We start from the raw sequence: 14,216 nt of genomic DNA, 5'->3' as shown, positions 1-14,216 counted from the left end.
CGCGAGCTGCCGGTGGTGGTCAACCAGACCCGGCCGTCTCAGGTTTTTGACTGCCTCGGGACTTCGAGTTCGTCGCGTACCTGTGCGATCTCCGCGCGCAGCCGGTCAAGCTCTGCGTCCCTGGCGGCGTCGCCGCCCTGCGCAGCGGCGGTCGTGGTGTCCTTCGCAGCACACCCGGCGGGGCCGCAGGTGCCGCGGCGCATCGGCCGGATGCAGACGAAGTACATCAGCCCGATCCCGGCCACGGCCGCGGCCAGCGGAAACCAGCCCGGCATTACAGCGGCCTCGTGCTCGCCGGGCCGGTCGTGCGGTCGGCCGGCCGCTCGCGGTCCCGCTGCCCGGCCTGCAACTGGTCGAGCTCGGCGCGCAGGCTCGCGATCTGGGCATCGGCCGCCACGTCGGCCGCCGACCTCGGCGCGCCGTTCTGGGCCTGGCCTTCCTTCTTGCCGCGCATCATGAACCACATCATCAGGCCCATACCGAGCGGGCAGGCGAGCAGCGGCAACGAATACAACAGTTCCTTCACAGCGGGCTCCTTGGGCATTCCGGGGATTCTTCGGCAAGGTGACTACTAACCATCATAGTTGATGACGGGTAGGTGTTCTGGAGGGTTCCGGACTCCATGGCGGTTCAGGCCTTACCGGGCTTGCGGGCGCACAGGCGTTCCACGATGCCGAGCTTGAACCGCTGCGAGTTCTCGACCTCGAAGCCGGCGGCGCGCACGTGATCGAGCGGCCGGCGCAGGAAGTGTTCGCCGCCGTACGGGACGGAGACGACCTCCCCCGCCCGTTGCAGGGCCCTGACTGCCAATGAGGTGCTGGCGACGTGGTCGGCCAGCAGCAGCCGGCCACCTGGCCGCAGCACTCGGCGCATCTCGTCGATCGCCCGTACCGGGTCAGGGATCGCGCACAGCCCGAAGGTGCACACCACCGTGTCGAACCAGGCGTCGCCGTACGGAAGGTCTTGAGCATCGGCCTGCCGCAGGGTGACGGTCCGGCCGAGTTGAGCGGCGCGGGCGGCGGCGATGTCGAGCATGGCCGGGCTGAAGTCGATACCGGTCAGCGTCACCGTGTCTGGGTAGAAGCCGAGGTTCAGGCCGGTGCCGATGGCCACCTCTAGCACCTGGCCGGTGGCCTGCGAGCAGACCCATTCCCGGGAGTCGCCGAACGCGACACGATCCCAGAACGCCATCTCCTTGTCGTAGCCCTGGGCGTGCTTGTCCCAGTAGCGGCGCCACCGGGCACGCTGATCGGAGGACTGATCAGGGTGAGTCACGGCCAGCTCCTGGTGAGCAGGTCGGCGTGCAGTTGCTGGCGAATCTCGAGTGCGACCAGTGCCGCGACGCCGATCGTGATCAGGACCCGGCGCACCGCCGGGGACGGCGACAGACGGAACCGGCGGCCGGTGGCCCGTTCGATCGCGGCCCGCGCGAGCTGGGCCAGCACTACGGCCGCGAAGGGAAACACGATCGGGTTGTAGTGCGCGGCCGCGGCGGGGTGGCCGGAGGTGAGCAGGAACATGGCTCTGGTCCCTCCGCACAGCGGGTCCATGATGCCGAGGTAATGCAGCGGCCCATGCAGGTCGACGCGCGGTACACCGACGACCCGCAGTGTGATGGCGGCGGCAAGTCCCAGCACGGCGACCCGGGTGATCGTCAAGGCACGTTGATCCTGCCCGGGGCGGGCTGCCGGTCTTGGGAGATGCCGCGCGGGGGCCATGTGCCAATCCACCTGATCTTTGCCTCCAATCGTCACGTAAACGGCGGGCGCTATTTCCAGTGCATCAGGCCCCACAGCACCAGGCCCAGGCCGACGACCTGTCCGACGATGTGGTGCTGGTCGAACGGAAACAGCGTGAATCCGGTGTAGTTGGCGAGCAGGGTCGTGACGAATAGTGCGAGGCCCAGCGGTGTCGCGATCATCAAGATGAGGCGGTCCCGCGGACTCGACCCGGGGCGCCCCCTCATTTCGCCTGCCCGGTTGGCCGGTACTGGTCGCTGCCGCTGGGCGATGGGAGGCGCTCCAGGGTTCGGCGCAGCTTCTTCTCAGACAGGCGGCCGTGGGAGAACAGCGCGCCGTTGAGCAGCACGCCGGGGGCGAACAGAACGGCGTGCTGGATCGCGAGCGCGCGTCCCTCAGCGGAGTCGAGCCGGATCTCCTGAATCTCCAGCGGGTGCTCGCCGCTGACGCGGGCAAGGACCGTCTTCGCGTGGTCACAGAATGCGCAGTCGTCCTGGGTGAGCAGGGTTACGCGGGCGACGTGGCTCATTGCTGGCCGGCCTTGAGGTCGGCCAGCAGCCGCTGGACCGGAACGAACATGGTGTACTTCGGGGCGCCGCCGTAGTCGGCACGCCAGCCGATCTTGCCGTCCGGACCGACCAGGATGAAGGTGTGCCCGTCGCGGTCGTTGCCCATCATCCCGTACTTGTTCGCCTCGTAGCTGCGGGACACGGCCAGGTCGGCGTCGGCGAGGTTGACCGAGGTCAGGTGCTCGTCGGTCACCTTCTGCTTGATCAGATCGACCGGGCCGGTGGTGATCGCGACGACATCGTCGATTCCCGCGGTCTTCAGGTCGGTCTTGGCCTTGTCGAGGTCGCGGATCTGGTCCCAGCAGGGCTGGCAGCCCAGCCCTTCGTGGAAGTACAGCAGCACGGTCTTGCCGCGGTACTGATCCAGGCTCACCGTGCCGCCCTTGGTGGCCGGCAGGGTGAACGCCGGTGCCTGCTTGCCGCGGCCGGGTGAGCCGACCTGGTAGTCCGATTTCGCCGTCGTGCCCGCCGATCCGTCGGCCTGGTTCGTGGCCCGGTACAGCAGGTACAGACCGCCGATCAGGACCACGATCAGCGCGGCGAGGATGAACGGCCAGCGATCCCGGCGCTCCGCGACCAGGCTGTTCTTCGGCGGCTTGGTCGGCGGCCGCTTCTTCGCCGACTTGGTCTGCGGGCGCTGACTCATCGGGGTGCCTCCTGGTTGGTCGGGACGGTGCTCGGTGTGGTCGCCGCCGGCGCACAGCAGTCCCCCGGGTCACTCGGGCTGCCCTCGGCCACCGGCTGCACAGCCTCGGCCTGTCTGGATGCTTTTCGCTGGCGGACCGCGAACCAGGCCACGCCGGCCAGCGCGCCGAAGACGAGCAGGGCGCTGAACCAGCCGGGCAGCCAGGCGAGGCCGTTCTGCAGGGCGTGGCTGAGGTGATCCAGCCAGGCCGTCAATCGCAGCTGCCAGCCCGAGCCCATCGAGGGCCCGCGGATCGCCAGCGCGATGGTGAGCAGCCCCATCGCGACCAGAACCGCACCCGACAGCACGGAGCCCAGCGGCACCGCGCGGTGCCAGCGGCCGATCCCGATTCGCACGGTGCGGGTGGTCAACCGGCCGGTCCCCCAGTCACGGCGATCCCAGACCAGCGCCAGGACGCTCAGCGGTGCGACCATGCCGAACACGTAGGCCACCCCGATGGCCAGCGCGGCCCCGAACGACGATGCCGCGCCGGACACCGCCACCACCCCGGCCAGTACCGGGGCGCAGCACGAGCTGGCGAGCCCGGAGAACAGGCCGAGTGAGTACACCGACACCACCCCGCCGCCGGACCCGCCCCGCATGCCGATCATCGGCAGCGAAAACTTCCAGCCGACCAGCATCGCGGCGCCGAAGGCGACCATCGCGACACCGCCGAGGGAGAAGACCAGCGCGTGCTGCCCGGAGATGAGCCGGCTCAACAGGCTCGCGCCGAGCGCGATCGGAATGATCACCGTGCCCACGCCGGTCGCGAAGACCAGCGTCATACCGACGATCCGGGTCCGCCGCTGAAACGTCGAGGCGAAGTACGCCGGCAGCATCACCGACACGCAGCACGGCGCGAGTAACGCCACCACCCCACCCAGGAACGACGCCAAGATCGTCGTCGACAACAACAACTCCCGCACCGCGGCACCACCCTCTATTGATCCGATCGCGATTAGTACTAATGGTGATAGTACATACGCTTGAGGGTAGCAATGCGTTCCCGGTACATGGCTACAGCGACGAGTGGTGTCTTCAGAGCGGCGATTGCCAGTTCGCCACGACGCCTTGCAGGCGGTAGATCAACAGCGACCAGACCCCGGTCACCTGCAGCACACCCACCAGCACGAGCAGCAGGCCGCCGACCCGCATGACGGTGTGAGCGTGGCGGCGAGCGAGTTCGAACACCTTGAAGGCGCGTTCCACGCCGAGCGCGGCCAGCAGGAACGGAACACCGAGGCCGACGCTGTACGCGAACGACAACGCCGCGCCCCGGGCGGTACCGCCGGTGCTGGTGGACAAGGCGAGCACGGCGGCCAGGGTCGGTCCGATGCAGGGTGTCCAGCCGACCCCGAACATCACCCCGAGCAGCGGTGCACCCGCGACCCCGACCTTCGGCCGGTAGGTCGCCCGCCAGGCCCTGCTAGCGAATGGGATCCGGTTGAGAAGCCCGGCGAACATCAGGCCGAGGCCGATCGTGAAGACCCCGAGGACACGGGTGACCAAGACCTGGTGCTCCAGCAGGGCCGTCCCGGCGGCACCGAACGCCACACCGTAACTGGTGAAAACCGCGGCGAACCCCAGCACGAACAGGCAGGTGCCCACCACCGTCCGGCTCGGCACCCGGCGGGAACGGCCCACAGTCGAAGGCGCGGCACTCGTCGTCGTAACGGCCGCGGTTGGGGTCGCCGTCGAACCAGCATGATGCGCGTCGGCGCCGGCGCTACCGGTGACATAGGCGAGATAGCCGGGCACCAACGGCAGGCAGCACGGGCTCAGAAAAGACACCAGCCCGGCGGCCGCCGCTATCGGGATCGCGACGAGAAGCGGGCCGTACGTCACCAGGCCACCCGGGCCGGCCGCGACGGCCACGCCTACGGCGGCGATCATGACCCACCCTTCGCCGAACCGGAGGTGGTGGCGGGCGTCTCGTCGAGGACATCGTCGACGAGGCCGCGCAATGTGGAGTAGTCGGTTTTGCCGACGACCCGTGCGGCGATCTTTCCCGCCGGGTCCACCACGACGGTGCTCGGGATCGCGCTCACCGGGATCACCCCGTGGAAGGCCAGCATCATGTGACCGTCGTCGATAATGCTCGGATAGGGCACCTTGAACGCGCGCACGAACGCGCGCGCCGCGGCCGGGTTGTCCCGGGTATCGATCCCGACGAACCGCACCCCCCGGCCGGCGGTCTCGCGGGCCACACGGGCCAGATCCGGCGCCTCCTTCCGGCACGGCTGGCACCACGAACCCCACACGTTGATCACCAGGACGTGGCCGCGCAGGTCGGCTAGCGCCAACTGTTCGCCATCCAGGGTCTGCCCGCGCAACTCGGGCACCTGCGGACGGCTGCCGGCCGCATAGAGGGTCAATCCGGTAGTGACCGCTTCACCGGAGGGCTGCTGCGCCGTGCGGACGACCCCACCGTCAGCCCAGAAGTCGCTGCGCCACGTCACCATGCCCGCGACCGCCACGGCGGCGACCACGACAGACAGGGTGGCGCGCCGGGCACCTACCCGGCTGATCAGCCGGGCGACGGGTCGTATCATCACGCGACCGTGGCGCGAGCGGTCTGGGGCATGTCCTACCTCCGGCATCGGGCGACCAGGTCTGACGCCCATCGGCGGGCATCGTCTACTATGTACGTTAGTTGGCTGCTGATGGTTCCTGATCCGCGGGGCCCGCCGTCCTACCGGGCGGCAGCCGCCGAACCCCAGTTGATCGAGCGGTGGTCGACGTGTTCGGCGAGGCGCGAACAGCCGGGGGTTCAGCCAAGTGAAACGGCTACCGGCAGAGTGTGGACACCACAACCGGGCAGAGAGGCGTCGCCTGAATGAACGCGACCAGCGTCGACGAGGAGTTCAACCCGTCGGTGCACGTGTACGAACCGCACAAGGTCGGCCTGCCGCCGCTGCGTCCTTACTTCAAGGCGCTGTGGCAGCGGCGGGAGTTCGCGGCCGAGATGTCCCGTACCGGGATTCGGGCGGCCAACACCAACACCTTCTTCGGACAGGTGTGGCTGGTCCTCAACCCGCTGCTGCTGGCAGCCGTCTACTACCTCCTGGTCGACATCATCGCGGGCGGCGGCGCCAGGACCGACGGCGCGGCCCGCTTCGCGCACATGACTGGCGGCCTGTTCGCGTTCTACTACTTCTCCGGTGCGATGACCGCCGGCGCGGCCAGCGTGGTCGGCGGCGGCAAGCTGCTGATGAACATGTCGTTCCCGCGGATGCTGCTGCCGCTGTCCGCGTTGCGGACGGCGTTCTTCCGGTTCCTGCCGACGATGGTCGTGTACCTCGCCATCCACCTGCTGATGCGGCAGCCGCTGCACTGGCAGATGCTGCTGGCCCCGGCGTTCCTGATCATGCTGACGATCTTCGCGGCCGGGATGGGGATGATCTTCGCGGCCCTGCAGGTGTACTTCCGCGACACCACCAGCTTCCTGCCGTACTTCGTCCGGATCTGGCTCTACCTGTCGCCGGTGCTGTGGTTCGCCGAGCAGGCGCCGGCCAAGTTCAAGGGCTTCATCCAGTACAACCCGCTCTACCCGCTGATCGGCGGCTGGACCGACCTCCGTCCCGGACCTGTGGATGTGGCTGGGTGCGGTGTTCTGGGCGATCGCCGCGGCTGTCGTCGGCTCGTTGTTCTTCATGTCGAGGGAGCGTGAGTTCGTTGTCCGTCTCTGAGGCAGGCTAGAAGCCGACGCAGAAATCGCAGGCGGGTGTGCCCCGCGGTCACGGTGCAGGACGTATCCATCACCCGCCGACTTCGGGGTGGATCGAGGTCCACGGCCGGGTCAGCACCCTGCTGTCGCTGGGCGTCGGCTTCACCGCGGCCCTGTCCGAGCGCGAGATCGTCATCCTGGTGGCCTGGCCGTGGGGCTGAGCCGCAAGGAGATCCAGGCCCGGTACGAGGAGATCGCCGCCTTCGCCGAACTCGGCGACTTCATCGACATGCCGATGCGGACCTACTCGTCCGGCATGTTCAGCCGGCTGGTGTTCTCGGTCACCGTGCACATGGACCCGGACATCCTGCTGATCGACGAGGCGCTGTCGCCGGTGACGCGTCGTTCAAGACCGAGGCCGCCGCGAAAATGAAGGAACTGGTCACGAACAGCCGGACCATGTTCCTGGTCAGCCGCGCGTGAGCAGCGTCGGCGAGCTGTGCAACGACTGTCTGGTTGCACGAGGGGAATCACGTGACCGTGGCGCGAGCGGTCTGGGGCATGTCCTGCCTCCGGCAGCGGTGGCGACCTGACCTGACGCCCATGGGCGGGCGTCGTCTACTATCAACATTAGTTGGTTGCTGACGGCTCCCCGGCGGCGGTTATCCTCGACGCAGGCAGGCGGCGGCGGGCCACAGGTATGAGGTGAGGAGGTTGACGTGCGCGGATTCGGCGAGCTTGAGGCCGCGATCATGAATCGATTGTGGGCACGGCAGGAACCGGCCACCGTGCGGGAGGTCCTTGACGACCTGCGCGGCGACCGCGAGTTCGCCTACACCACGGTGATGACGGTGCTGGACAATCTGCACCGCAAGGGATGGCTGACCAGGCAGCTCGACGGCCGCGCCTACCGCTACCGGCCGGTGTCGACCAAGCAGGAGTACAGCGCGGAACTCATGCGCCAGGCGCTTGACGGCAGCGGCGACAACACCACCACCCTGCTGAGATTCGTCAAAGAGATGACCGCGGCCGAGGCGGAAGCGGTCGAGCGTGCCCTCAAGGGCCGCGGCACATCCGCCGGATCGAGCCGCAGATGACGGTCACGCTCGGGTTGCTCGGCTACGCAGCCGCGGTTGCTGTGCTGGCACCCCGGCTGCTGACCGGGACCTGGATGTACCGGTCGCCGCGGCTCGGCCTCGCGGCGCTCCACGCCGCCGGATTGTCGGTGCTCACCTCCGTGTTGCTGGCCGGAATCACCTGCGTGGCCACACCCGGGCGGATCCAGGCCTGTCTCGCCGCGCTGACCGGTCACCCCACCGCCGTCATGCCCCCAGCTGTGATCGCGGGGATGGCGGTCCCCTTCCTGCTGCTCGCCCGGCTCGCCTACGTCGCCGCGCGGCAGACGCGACGTCACCGAATCGACCGGGGCCGGCACGGCGAGATCCTCAGCCTGCTAGGCCGGCACGACCCCGAGCTGGGCGCCACCGTGATCGAGGCGGAGGAACCGACCGCGTATTGCGTGCCGGGCACCGGCCGGATCGTCATCACCAGCGGCACTCTGCGAGTGTTGTCGCCGGCTCACCTGGACGCGGTGCTGGCACACGAACGAGCCCACCTGGCCGGGCGGCATCACCTGCTCGTCGGCTGGGCCACCATTTTGGCCACCGCGTTCCCGCAGCCCCCGCTCTTCCGGGAACTCCGGACGATGACAGCCGAACTGGTCGAACTGCTCGCCGACGACGCCGCCGCCCGAAGCGCCCACCGCAACGGCCTCGCCGACGCGCTCGGCGCCCTGGCCGTGGCCAGATCGACCGACAGAATCGCCACCGGCGGTCTCGAGCTGGGTCTGGCGGTGACCGGCGGCCGGGTACTGGCCCGGGTGCAGCGACTGCTCGACCCGCCACCGCCTCTGTCGATGGCCGGCCGGGTCGGAGGGGCCGGAGCCGCTGTGTCGGTGATCGCGCTGCCGGCGCTGCTGGTCGGGATTCCCGCCGTACTGGCGGCAGGCCTGGCGGCTTGCCCACTGATCTTCGGATGACCCCGCGGGCACTCCTCCCGCGGCTCAGCCTCGTGGCCGCCGCGGTGTTTGGCCTGCTGTTCGGCACCGCGGCACCCGCCGCCGCGCACCCGACGCTGCTCAGCACGACACCACAGGCCGGCTACTCCGTCGCGGCGGCGCCCGACCTGATCACCTTGGTGTTCGATGAGCCGGTGACCGTCGATTCCCGCGCGGTCCGGCTGGTCGACGACGCTCAACACTCGATCCGTACCTCCGACGTGACCCGCGAACAGGGCGGCCGCCGGGTCACCATTCGGGTACTCGATGACCTCGGCCCCGGCCGCTACATCGTGCGCTGGCAGGTCACCGCCCAAGACGGTGACGTGGTCGACTCCGGCTTCGACTTCGCCGTGGGGACCAGCTCCGCCGGCCTCCAGGGACAAGACCAGACCGGAACCGGGGCCCTTCCCGTGACCGTCGCCCTGCGCTGGCTGCTGTTCCTCGCCCTGGCCGGCGTCATCGGTGGCCTCGTCGGCGGACAACTCGCCCGTCTGGCCGGTCCCGCGGCCGTCAGACCACGCTCGTTCGTGCGGCCAGCCGCACTGCTGGGTCTACTCGGCGCGGCCGGGCTGCTCGCCCATCTTCTGGTGACCGCCGGACCCGGCCGTGCCGCGGCTCTGCTCGTCGTGGAGGCCATCGGCTTCGCTGCCGTGGCTGCCATCGCTGGGCGGGGCCGCTGGTGGCTGGCACTGACACCGGCATTGGCCATCGTCGGCGCCGAGGGCCTGCGCAACCATCTCGGCAGCCGACACGGTGTCGTCGGCGCCCTGATCGTCGCTGTCCACCTGATGGCGGTCGCTACCTGGATCGGCGCCCTCGTCCACTTGGTGCGAGTCGCCTACACCAACCGGGCTCGGGCGGTGCGGATCCGCCCCATGTTCGCCGCCTACTCCCGGCTGGCCCTCGGCCTGTTCCTCACCGTCGCAACAACCGGAACCATCAGCGCCGTCCTCCTGGTCCCGACCCTCAAAGACCTGACCACCACCTGGTATGGGCAGCTACTCATCGCGAAACTCGCACTCGTCACGATCGTCGCCGCTCTCGCCTGGACCGCACGACGCCGCCTGACCAGGCCCACCGCGCAGCCGGCGTCCGCACCCACCACACCAGCACCGGTCGCGCGGACGGCGCGGATCGAAGCCACGACCCTGGTCACCGTGCTCGCTGTCACCGCCGTGCTCGTCTCCGTGCCGACCCCGGCGCCCGCCACCCAGGACCTCGGCTTCCCGCCACCGGTCGCCGGGCCCGCGATCCGGCTCGGCGCACTCGCCGGCCAGATCTCGGTCGGTATCGCCGCCAGCCAAAACCAGCTCGAGATCCGGCTACGGACACCCGACGACCGGGTCCAGACCGGCGACGCGGCACCACCGGACTTCCACCTCACCGCCCGACTCAGCTATCCCGGCACAGCACCCGCAACGGTGGCCCTGCGCCCCTGCGGTCCTGGTTGCTTCGTCGGCCCGGCGCAATGGGGCAACGCGACCCAGTACGTTGATCTGCGCGTCGACACGCCCGACTGGCACGGCGGCGCCGCCACCGTCCCGATCAGTTGGCCACCTCGACCCAGCCGGGTGCTATTACCGCGGATCGTGGCTGCGATGCGAACCCAGCGGTCAATTCGTATCGCCGAGACAGTCACCAGCGATACCTCACTGCCTGCACCACGGACCCGCCCGGTCACCACCGACGGAGCCGAGTTCCTCGAAAGCGAGCCCTACGGCAACAGCCCGGCGCTCGACACCACGGTGCTGCCGGCTACCAACGGCCGCACCACGCTCGCCTTCGGGCTCCCCGCGGAAGGGATCCACGTACAACTCGAGATCGACACCTCGAACCGAATCACCCGTGAGACCCTCACCGCGCCGAAGCATCTCATCCAACGCACATTCACCTACCCGCGTAACTGAAGCGCTCGTGAGTACAGACACCGGCCCATCGCCCGGCATCTTCCGGGCTGGCCTGCCTTCACGAACACTGGAGGCGATGATTTTGTGAGATCGAGAACGACAAGCCAGGATAAGAGCTCTGCGCCAGTACGGTACATGCCCGGGAACGACGCAGGCTGCGGTATGTCTGGCCGAACTGACTTCCTGCAGGCGGTCAGATTCGGCGTGATCCGCGACCATCCCCGCAAGCCCCGGCTCCGGCTGGACCTCCGCTCGGCCGTCACCTGGCGAAGCGAAAGGAGGCGGCAGTGGAGCACCTGATGGGCGCGATCCGCCCCGAGCCCTCACTACCCGCTCCGGGCCGCGGTGCCGGACGCCCTGATCCGCGAACAGCACCGGTATGGGCCATGCTGTACCGCTTCCTCGGCGAGTGATGATGGTGATCCACGACTTGCTGCTGCGCTTCTTCGTGTTCGGCGGGCTTCCCCGCCTGGCGCTGGTTTCGGGTGGTCTGGGCGCACCTGTTCATCGCGGTGTGGAACCTCACCATCGTGAGCCTCGACTTCGGCTGCCCACTCACGGTGCTAGAGAAGTACTTCCGCCGACGAGGTGGTGAGCAGGTGTATGCGGGCGGTTACATCCAGCACTACCTGAAAGGCACGATCTGGCCGGAGGGCGCCACCCCGGTGGCGGAGAAGGTCGGCTTCGCTCTGCTGCTGATCTCGTACGTCGGTCTGGTCGTGCTGAGGCGTGCCCGCAAGCGAGCCACGACCAGCCCCTGAAGGAGTCACTGGGACATCAACTGCCCTGCTCGTCGGGGTCGGTTTCCAGGATCCAGCAGACAGCGCTGCCGTCGTGATCAGTCGGTGGCCTCTGCCGCGCATAGGCGAGCAGTGAATCCAGGTACTCCTCGAGGGCGACCAGTTCGGCGATCTGGGCCCGAACCTGGTCGAGCCGGTCCGCCAGGACACCGCGGACGTGGCCACAGGGCGCCTCACCGCGGTCGTGGACGGCGAGAATCTGCCGGATCTCCCTCAGCGACAGTCTGGCCGCCTGTGCGCGCGGACGAAGGTGAGCCGCTCGATGAACTCCGGGCCGCAGTCGCGGTAACCGCTCGGCATCCGCGTGGGCTCGGGCAATACACCGGACTGCTCATAGAAGCGGATCGTCTTGGATGTGGTGCCGCTGGCGGCGGCCAGTTCGCCGATCTTCATGACGCCTCCCGTGACCTTCCATGCTACTGGAAGGTTCAACTGTGAGGTATCAGCCCACCACCGATGGGAAGGACCGGCAAGCAACCATGCCGCTGATCGACATGCTCAAGCAAGCCGTCCTCCGCACCGGGAACGTCACCCCGCCACCCGGAACACGCCGAGAAATCCGCCAGTAGTCCGGTCAATAGGTATCAAGTACGCCACCGCCTGTTCTGGCCCCACATCCCCGTACGGCGAGGTCCGGTTGAACCTGCAGCGGCGGCTTGAGCGGCGGCCTTGCGGGTGTGGCTCAGGGTGCCGCGGAGCTGGCGGAGCTCGGTGATGGTGCGGTCGATCTCGGTGATGTGCTGGTCGATCAGCCGTAAGACGTGGTGGCAGGGCGCGCTGCCATCGCGGCGGATGTCGAGGATGTCACCGATCTCGTCCAGCCGCAGCCCGAGGGTGCGGGCCTGGTGGATGAAGCGCAGGGTGGCGACGTCGTCGTTGGTGTAGAGACGGTAGCCGGCGGCGCTGCGTTCCGCGGGCGGAAGCAGGCCCTTGGCCTGGTAGAGCCGGACCGCCTTCGGGGTGAGCCCGGAGGCATACGCGGCCTGTCCCACCGTCAAGGCCGGGAGGGTCTCATCGACGTTCACTTCGGCGTTCACAACGACCAATCACCACACCCCCGAGACCACCCATCCCTGCCCAAGATGCCCCTTCAGCCACACCAGCCTCAGAACCAATCTCAGATTGAGCAACACAAATCTGAGATTGAGCGAATCTCGACAAAAACACCGCTCCACCGGCCATCTGTTCACCTCCGGAGCACCCCGCATGGGGTCTTCGGAGGTGAACAGGTTCTCGGCCCCGATCCCGGCGTCTGGTGGGGGCCGCGGGCAACAGACCTCCGCCCGCAATCCAGTCCGCGCGGTGGCGTCGTGGGGCCGATACTGGTGGGCTCGCGTATTCAACTGTCACCGGTTCCCTCGTGGAGCCCAACCTGCTGGTGACCGTGTGTGATCTCCAGCGGCGTATCGGCTCCAGGTCCCGCCGGTCTCGTTGAGCAGGCGGGTGGTGGTCTTGTCGTGGTAGCCGAGAACGGCTGCGACGACGGGAGCGGGCATCTCAAGGAGTTGTTGTCGGATGGCGGCGCCGCGGGCGGCTGCTACTGGGATACCGATCTTGTTGAGGAGTGCGGACAGCTGGTCGGGGCGGAAGGGCTGGCCCGCCCGGCGGCCGGGGAACAGCCAGGGGGATGCCGGGTTGGTGGCGGTGTTCATGTTGTCGCGGTCGGCGATGTAATCCAGCAGCAAGGAAGCGGCCGGCTCGGGGACGGGTGAGGCCGGTTCTCCGAGCCGCAGAAGCACCGCTTGTCCGTCGTGCACGACGTCGTCGACGCAGAGTCGGACGATCCGGGTGAGGGGCTGGGCGTAGAGCAGCACGATGACGCCGGCGACGCGAAGGTTCTGCGGTGTGTCCTGGTCGGTCAGCAGCCGACCGAGGGCATCCAGACGTTCGTCTTCGCTCAGCGCGGCTCGTCGGGTGGCCTTCATCGCGGGTATGGACAGTGAGCGTCGGCAATGGCGGCTCTGCATGGCCCAGTTGAGGAAAGCCCTCAAACAGTTGCGGCCGTGCTCGCTGTTCTCGGCCCACCAAGCGTCGACGTCGATCTGGGAGCAGGAGGCGAGGGTGGTGCTCCGTTCGCCGAGCCAGTTGAGGAAGGCGGTGGCGCACTTGACCTGCTCGGCGGCGAAGCGGCGGACGCTGGGTGTGATGTGGCTTCGGTCGGCTCGTCCCCGTAGTCGGGGAAGGACGCGCCAGGTCGCGAAGAGTCTGATCGATTTCGCGTGTTCGAGGTCGGCGATATCGGCCAGATAACCGGGCAGCCAGCGCTGGAAGGAGCAGATGTACTTGTCGACGGCGGGCAGAACCCCGCTTGCCATCAGAAGTTCTTCCAGGTGAGCGGCTGACCGCCAGGGCTGGAGCTCGTGGAACGCGTCGTGGGTCAGCGGGATCTGCCCGAGGCCGAGCTGCCGCAGTCGCTCAGAGGCGTTTCCCGGCTGATCGCGGCGCAGGGCCAGCCAGGCCAGCCCGCTGCTGGGCTTGTCCATCGCCAACAGCAGGTCGAACAGCGGCGTCAGTTCGGGACGGACACGGCTAGTGCCGTCGTCCAGGAGAGCGGTCAGCCGGTCGGCGAGCGTGCAGCGTTCGCAGAGCCGCCCGCCCAGGAGCTTTCCCTCGAAGCCGCAGCGTGAGCAGTTGAAGGTCTGGGAGAAGCCCGCGCAGGTCGTGCAGATCGCGGTGCCGTCGACAGGGCGGAGCCCGGGGAGGGCCCGGTCCTGGCCGCATCCCGGGCAGGTGCCCCGGGTGCGCACCGCGCGGTCCAAGCACGTCCGGCAGACGTAGCCGTCCGGCCAG

The 14,216-nt window shown here is 68.5% G+C and carries 20 protein-coding genes and 1 pseudogene; 7 read left to right on the top strand and 14 right to left on the bottom strand.

All coding sequences use genetic code 11. The features are described from left to right. Window positions 1–38: 38 nt before the first annotated feature. The 10 genes from JOF29_RS00325 to JOF29_RS00280 all read right to left on the bottom strand — a co-directional run bounded on the left by JOF29_RS00325 (window position 39) and on the right by JOF29_RS00280 (window position 5,482). Window positions 39–275, bottom strand: a complete 237-nt coding sequence (locus JOF29_RS00325; protein WP_209692224.1) for a hypothetical protein — start codon at window positions 273–275, stop codon at window positions 39–41. Then, window positions 275–526 carry a DUF2933 domain-containing protein gene (locus JOF29_RS00320; protein WP_209692223.1) on the bottom strand — a complete coding sequence of 84 codons (252 nt, stop codon included), beginning with the start codon at window positions 524–526 and terminating at the stop codon, window positions 275–277. Before JOF29_RS00320 ends, JOF29_RS00325 begins: the two co-directional genes overlap by 1 nt. A gap of 104 nt (window positions 527–630) precedes the next feature. After that, a complete protein-coding gene (locus JOF29_RS00315; RefSeq protein ID WP_307863079.1) occupies window positions 631–1,275 on the bottom strand; it encodes a class I SAM-dependent methyltransferase in 645 nt (214 codons plus the stop codon). After that, complete coding sequence (locus JOF29_RS00310; RefSeq protein WP_209692222.1) at window positions 1,272–1,658, bottom strand: DUF2752 domain-containing protein; 387 nt, start codon at window positions 1,656–1,658, stop codon at window positions 1,272–1,274. Before JOF29_RS00310 ends, JOF29_RS00315 begins: the two co-directional genes overlap by 4 nt. A gap of 110 nt (window positions 1,659–1,768) precedes the next feature. Next, window positions 1,769–1,921, bottom strand: a complete 153-nt coding sequence (locus JOF29_RS00305) for a hypothetical protein (protein WP_209692221.1) — start codon at window positions 1,919–1,921, stop codon at window positions 1,769–1,771. Between the two features lie 41 nt (window positions 1,922–1,962). Further along, window positions 1,963–2,268 (bottom strand): glutaredoxin family protein, encoded by a 306-nt coding sequence (locus tag JOF29_RS00300; RefSeq protein ID WP_209692220.1) that lies wholly within the window; start codon window positions 2,266–2,268, stop codon window positions 1,963–1,965. Further along, a complete protein-coding gene (locus tag JOF29_RS00295) occupies window positions 2,265–2,954 on the bottom strand; it encodes a peroxiredoxin family protein (RefSeq protein WP_209692219.1) in 690 nt (229 codons plus the stop codon). Before JOF29_RS00295 ends, JOF29_RS00300 begins: the two co-directional genes overlap by 4 nt. Then, window positions 2,951–3,919, bottom strand: coding sequence for a cytochrome c biogenesis CcdA family protein (locus JOF29_RS00290; protein ID WP_209692218.1), 969 nt, complete (start codon window positions 3,917–3,919; stop codon window positions 2,951–2,953). Before JOF29_RS00290 ends, JOF29_RS00295 begins: the two co-directional genes overlap by 4 nt. Before the next feature lie 112 nt (window positions 3,920–4,031). Next, entirely contained in the window at window positions 4,032–4,886 is an 855-nt protein-coding gene (locus JOF29_RS00285; RefSeq protein WP_209692217.1) for a cytochrome c biogenesis CcdA family protein, read from the bottom strand. Beyond that, window positions 4,883–5,482 (bottom strand): TlpA family protein disulfide reductase, encoded by a 600-nt coding sequence (locus tag JOF29_RS00280; protein ID WP_307863078.1) that lies wholly within the window; start codon window positions 5,480–5,482, stop codon window positions 4,883–4,885. Before JOF29_RS00280 ends, JOF29_RS00285 begins: the two co-directional genes overlap by 4 nt. Window positions 5,483–5,829: 347 nt before the next feature. Between JOF29_RS00280 and JOF29_RS00275 the strand changes: the two genes are divergently transcribed. From JOF29_RS00275 to JOF29_RS00245, 7 genes and pseudogenes are all read left to right on the top strand, one after another. Continuing rightward, window positions 5,830–6,663, top strand: a complete 834-nt coding sequence (locus JOF29_RS00275) for an ABC transporter permease (protein ID WP_245357383.1) — start codon at window positions 5,830–5,832, stop codon at window positions 6,661–6,663. Window positions 6,664–6,719: 56 nt separating this feature from the next. Then, window positions 6,720–6,881: a hypothetical protein gene (locus JOF29_RS00270; RefSeq protein WP_209692215.1), complete on the top strand. Its 162-nt coding sequence runs from the start codon at window positions 6,720–6,722 to the stop codon at window positions 6,879–6,881. Next, window positions 6,872–7,093, top strand: coding sequence for a P-loop NTPase family protein (locus JOF29_RS00265; protein ID WP_209692214.1), 222 nt, complete (start codon window positions 6,872–6,874; stop codon window positions 7,091–7,093). Before JOF29_RS00270 ends, JOF29_RS00265 begins: the two co-directional genes overlap by 10 nt. Before the next feature lie 286 nt (window positions 7,094–7,379). Further along, on the top strand, window positions 7,380–7,757 hold the full coding sequence (locus JOF29_RS00260) for a BlaI/MecI/CopY family transcriptional regulator (RefSeq protein ID WP_209692213.1): 378 nt from the start codon (window positions 7,380–7,382) through the stop codon (window positions 7,755–7,757). Continuing rightward, on the top strand, window positions 7,754–8,698 hold the full coding sequence (locus JOF29_RS00255) for a M56 family metallopeptidase (protein WP_209692212.1): 945 nt from the start codon (window positions 7,754–7,756) through the stop codon (window positions 8,696–8,698). Before JOF29_RS00260 ends, JOF29_RS00255 begins: the two co-directional genes overlap by 4 nt. After that, window positions 8,695–10,626, top strand: a complete 1,932-nt coding sequence (locus tag JOF29_RS00250) for a copper resistance protein CopC (protein ID WP_209692211.1) — start codon at window positions 8,695–8,697, stop codon at window positions 10,624–10,626. The genes JOF29_RS00255 and JOF29_RS00250 overlap by 4 nt, the downstream gene beginning before the upstream one ends. Before the next feature lie 470 nt (window positions 10,627–11,096). Continuing rightward, a pseudogene (locus tag JOF29_RS00245) lies at window positions 11,097–11,387 on the top strand (DUF2784 domain-containing protein); the annotation flags it as partial. A 16-nt stretch (window positions 11,388–11,403) separates the two neighbouring features. On the opposite strand, the gene JOF29_RS45800 reads toward JOF29_RS00245, so the two are convergent. The 4 genes from JOF29_RS45800 to JOF29_RS00230 form a co-directional block, all read right to left on the bottom strand. Next, entirely contained in the window at window positions 11,404–11,625 is a 222-nt protein-coding gene (locus JOF29_RS45800) for a MerR family DNA-binding protein (protein ID WP_372446323.1), read from the bottom strand. A 14-nt stretch (window positions 11,626–11,639) separates the two neighbouring features. Then, window positions 11,640–11,819, bottom strand: coding sequence for a MerR family DNA-binding transcriptional regulator (locus JOF29_RS42570; RefSeq protein ID WP_245357382.1), 180 nt, complete (start codon window positions 11,817–11,819; stop codon window positions 11,640–11,642). A 191-nt stretch (window positions 11,820–12,010) separates the two neighbouring features. Then, a complete protein-coding gene (locus JOF29_RS00235; protein ID WP_307863077.1) occupies window positions 12,011–12,463 on the bottom strand; it encodes a heavy metal-responsive transcriptional regulator in 453 nt (150 codons plus the stop codon). A gap of 309 nt (window positions 12,464–12,772) precedes the next feature. After that, on the bottom strand, window positions 12,773–14,185 hold the full coding sequence (locus JOF29_RS00230) for a site-specific integrase (protein WP_209692210.1): 1,413 nt from the start codon (window positions 14,183–14,185) through the stop codon (window positions 12,773–12,775). Window positions 14,186–14,216: the final 31 nt, after the last annotated feature.

The organism is Kribbella aluminosa (genome assembly GCF_017876295.1).
In the GTDB taxonomy this organism is placed as follows: Bacteria; Actinomycetota; Actinomycetes; order Propionibacteriales; family Kribbellaceae; genus Kribbella; species Kribbella aluminosa.
Note: the sequence above shows the minus strand (reverse complement) of the source record. Positions and strands in the feature narration are given on the sequence as shown.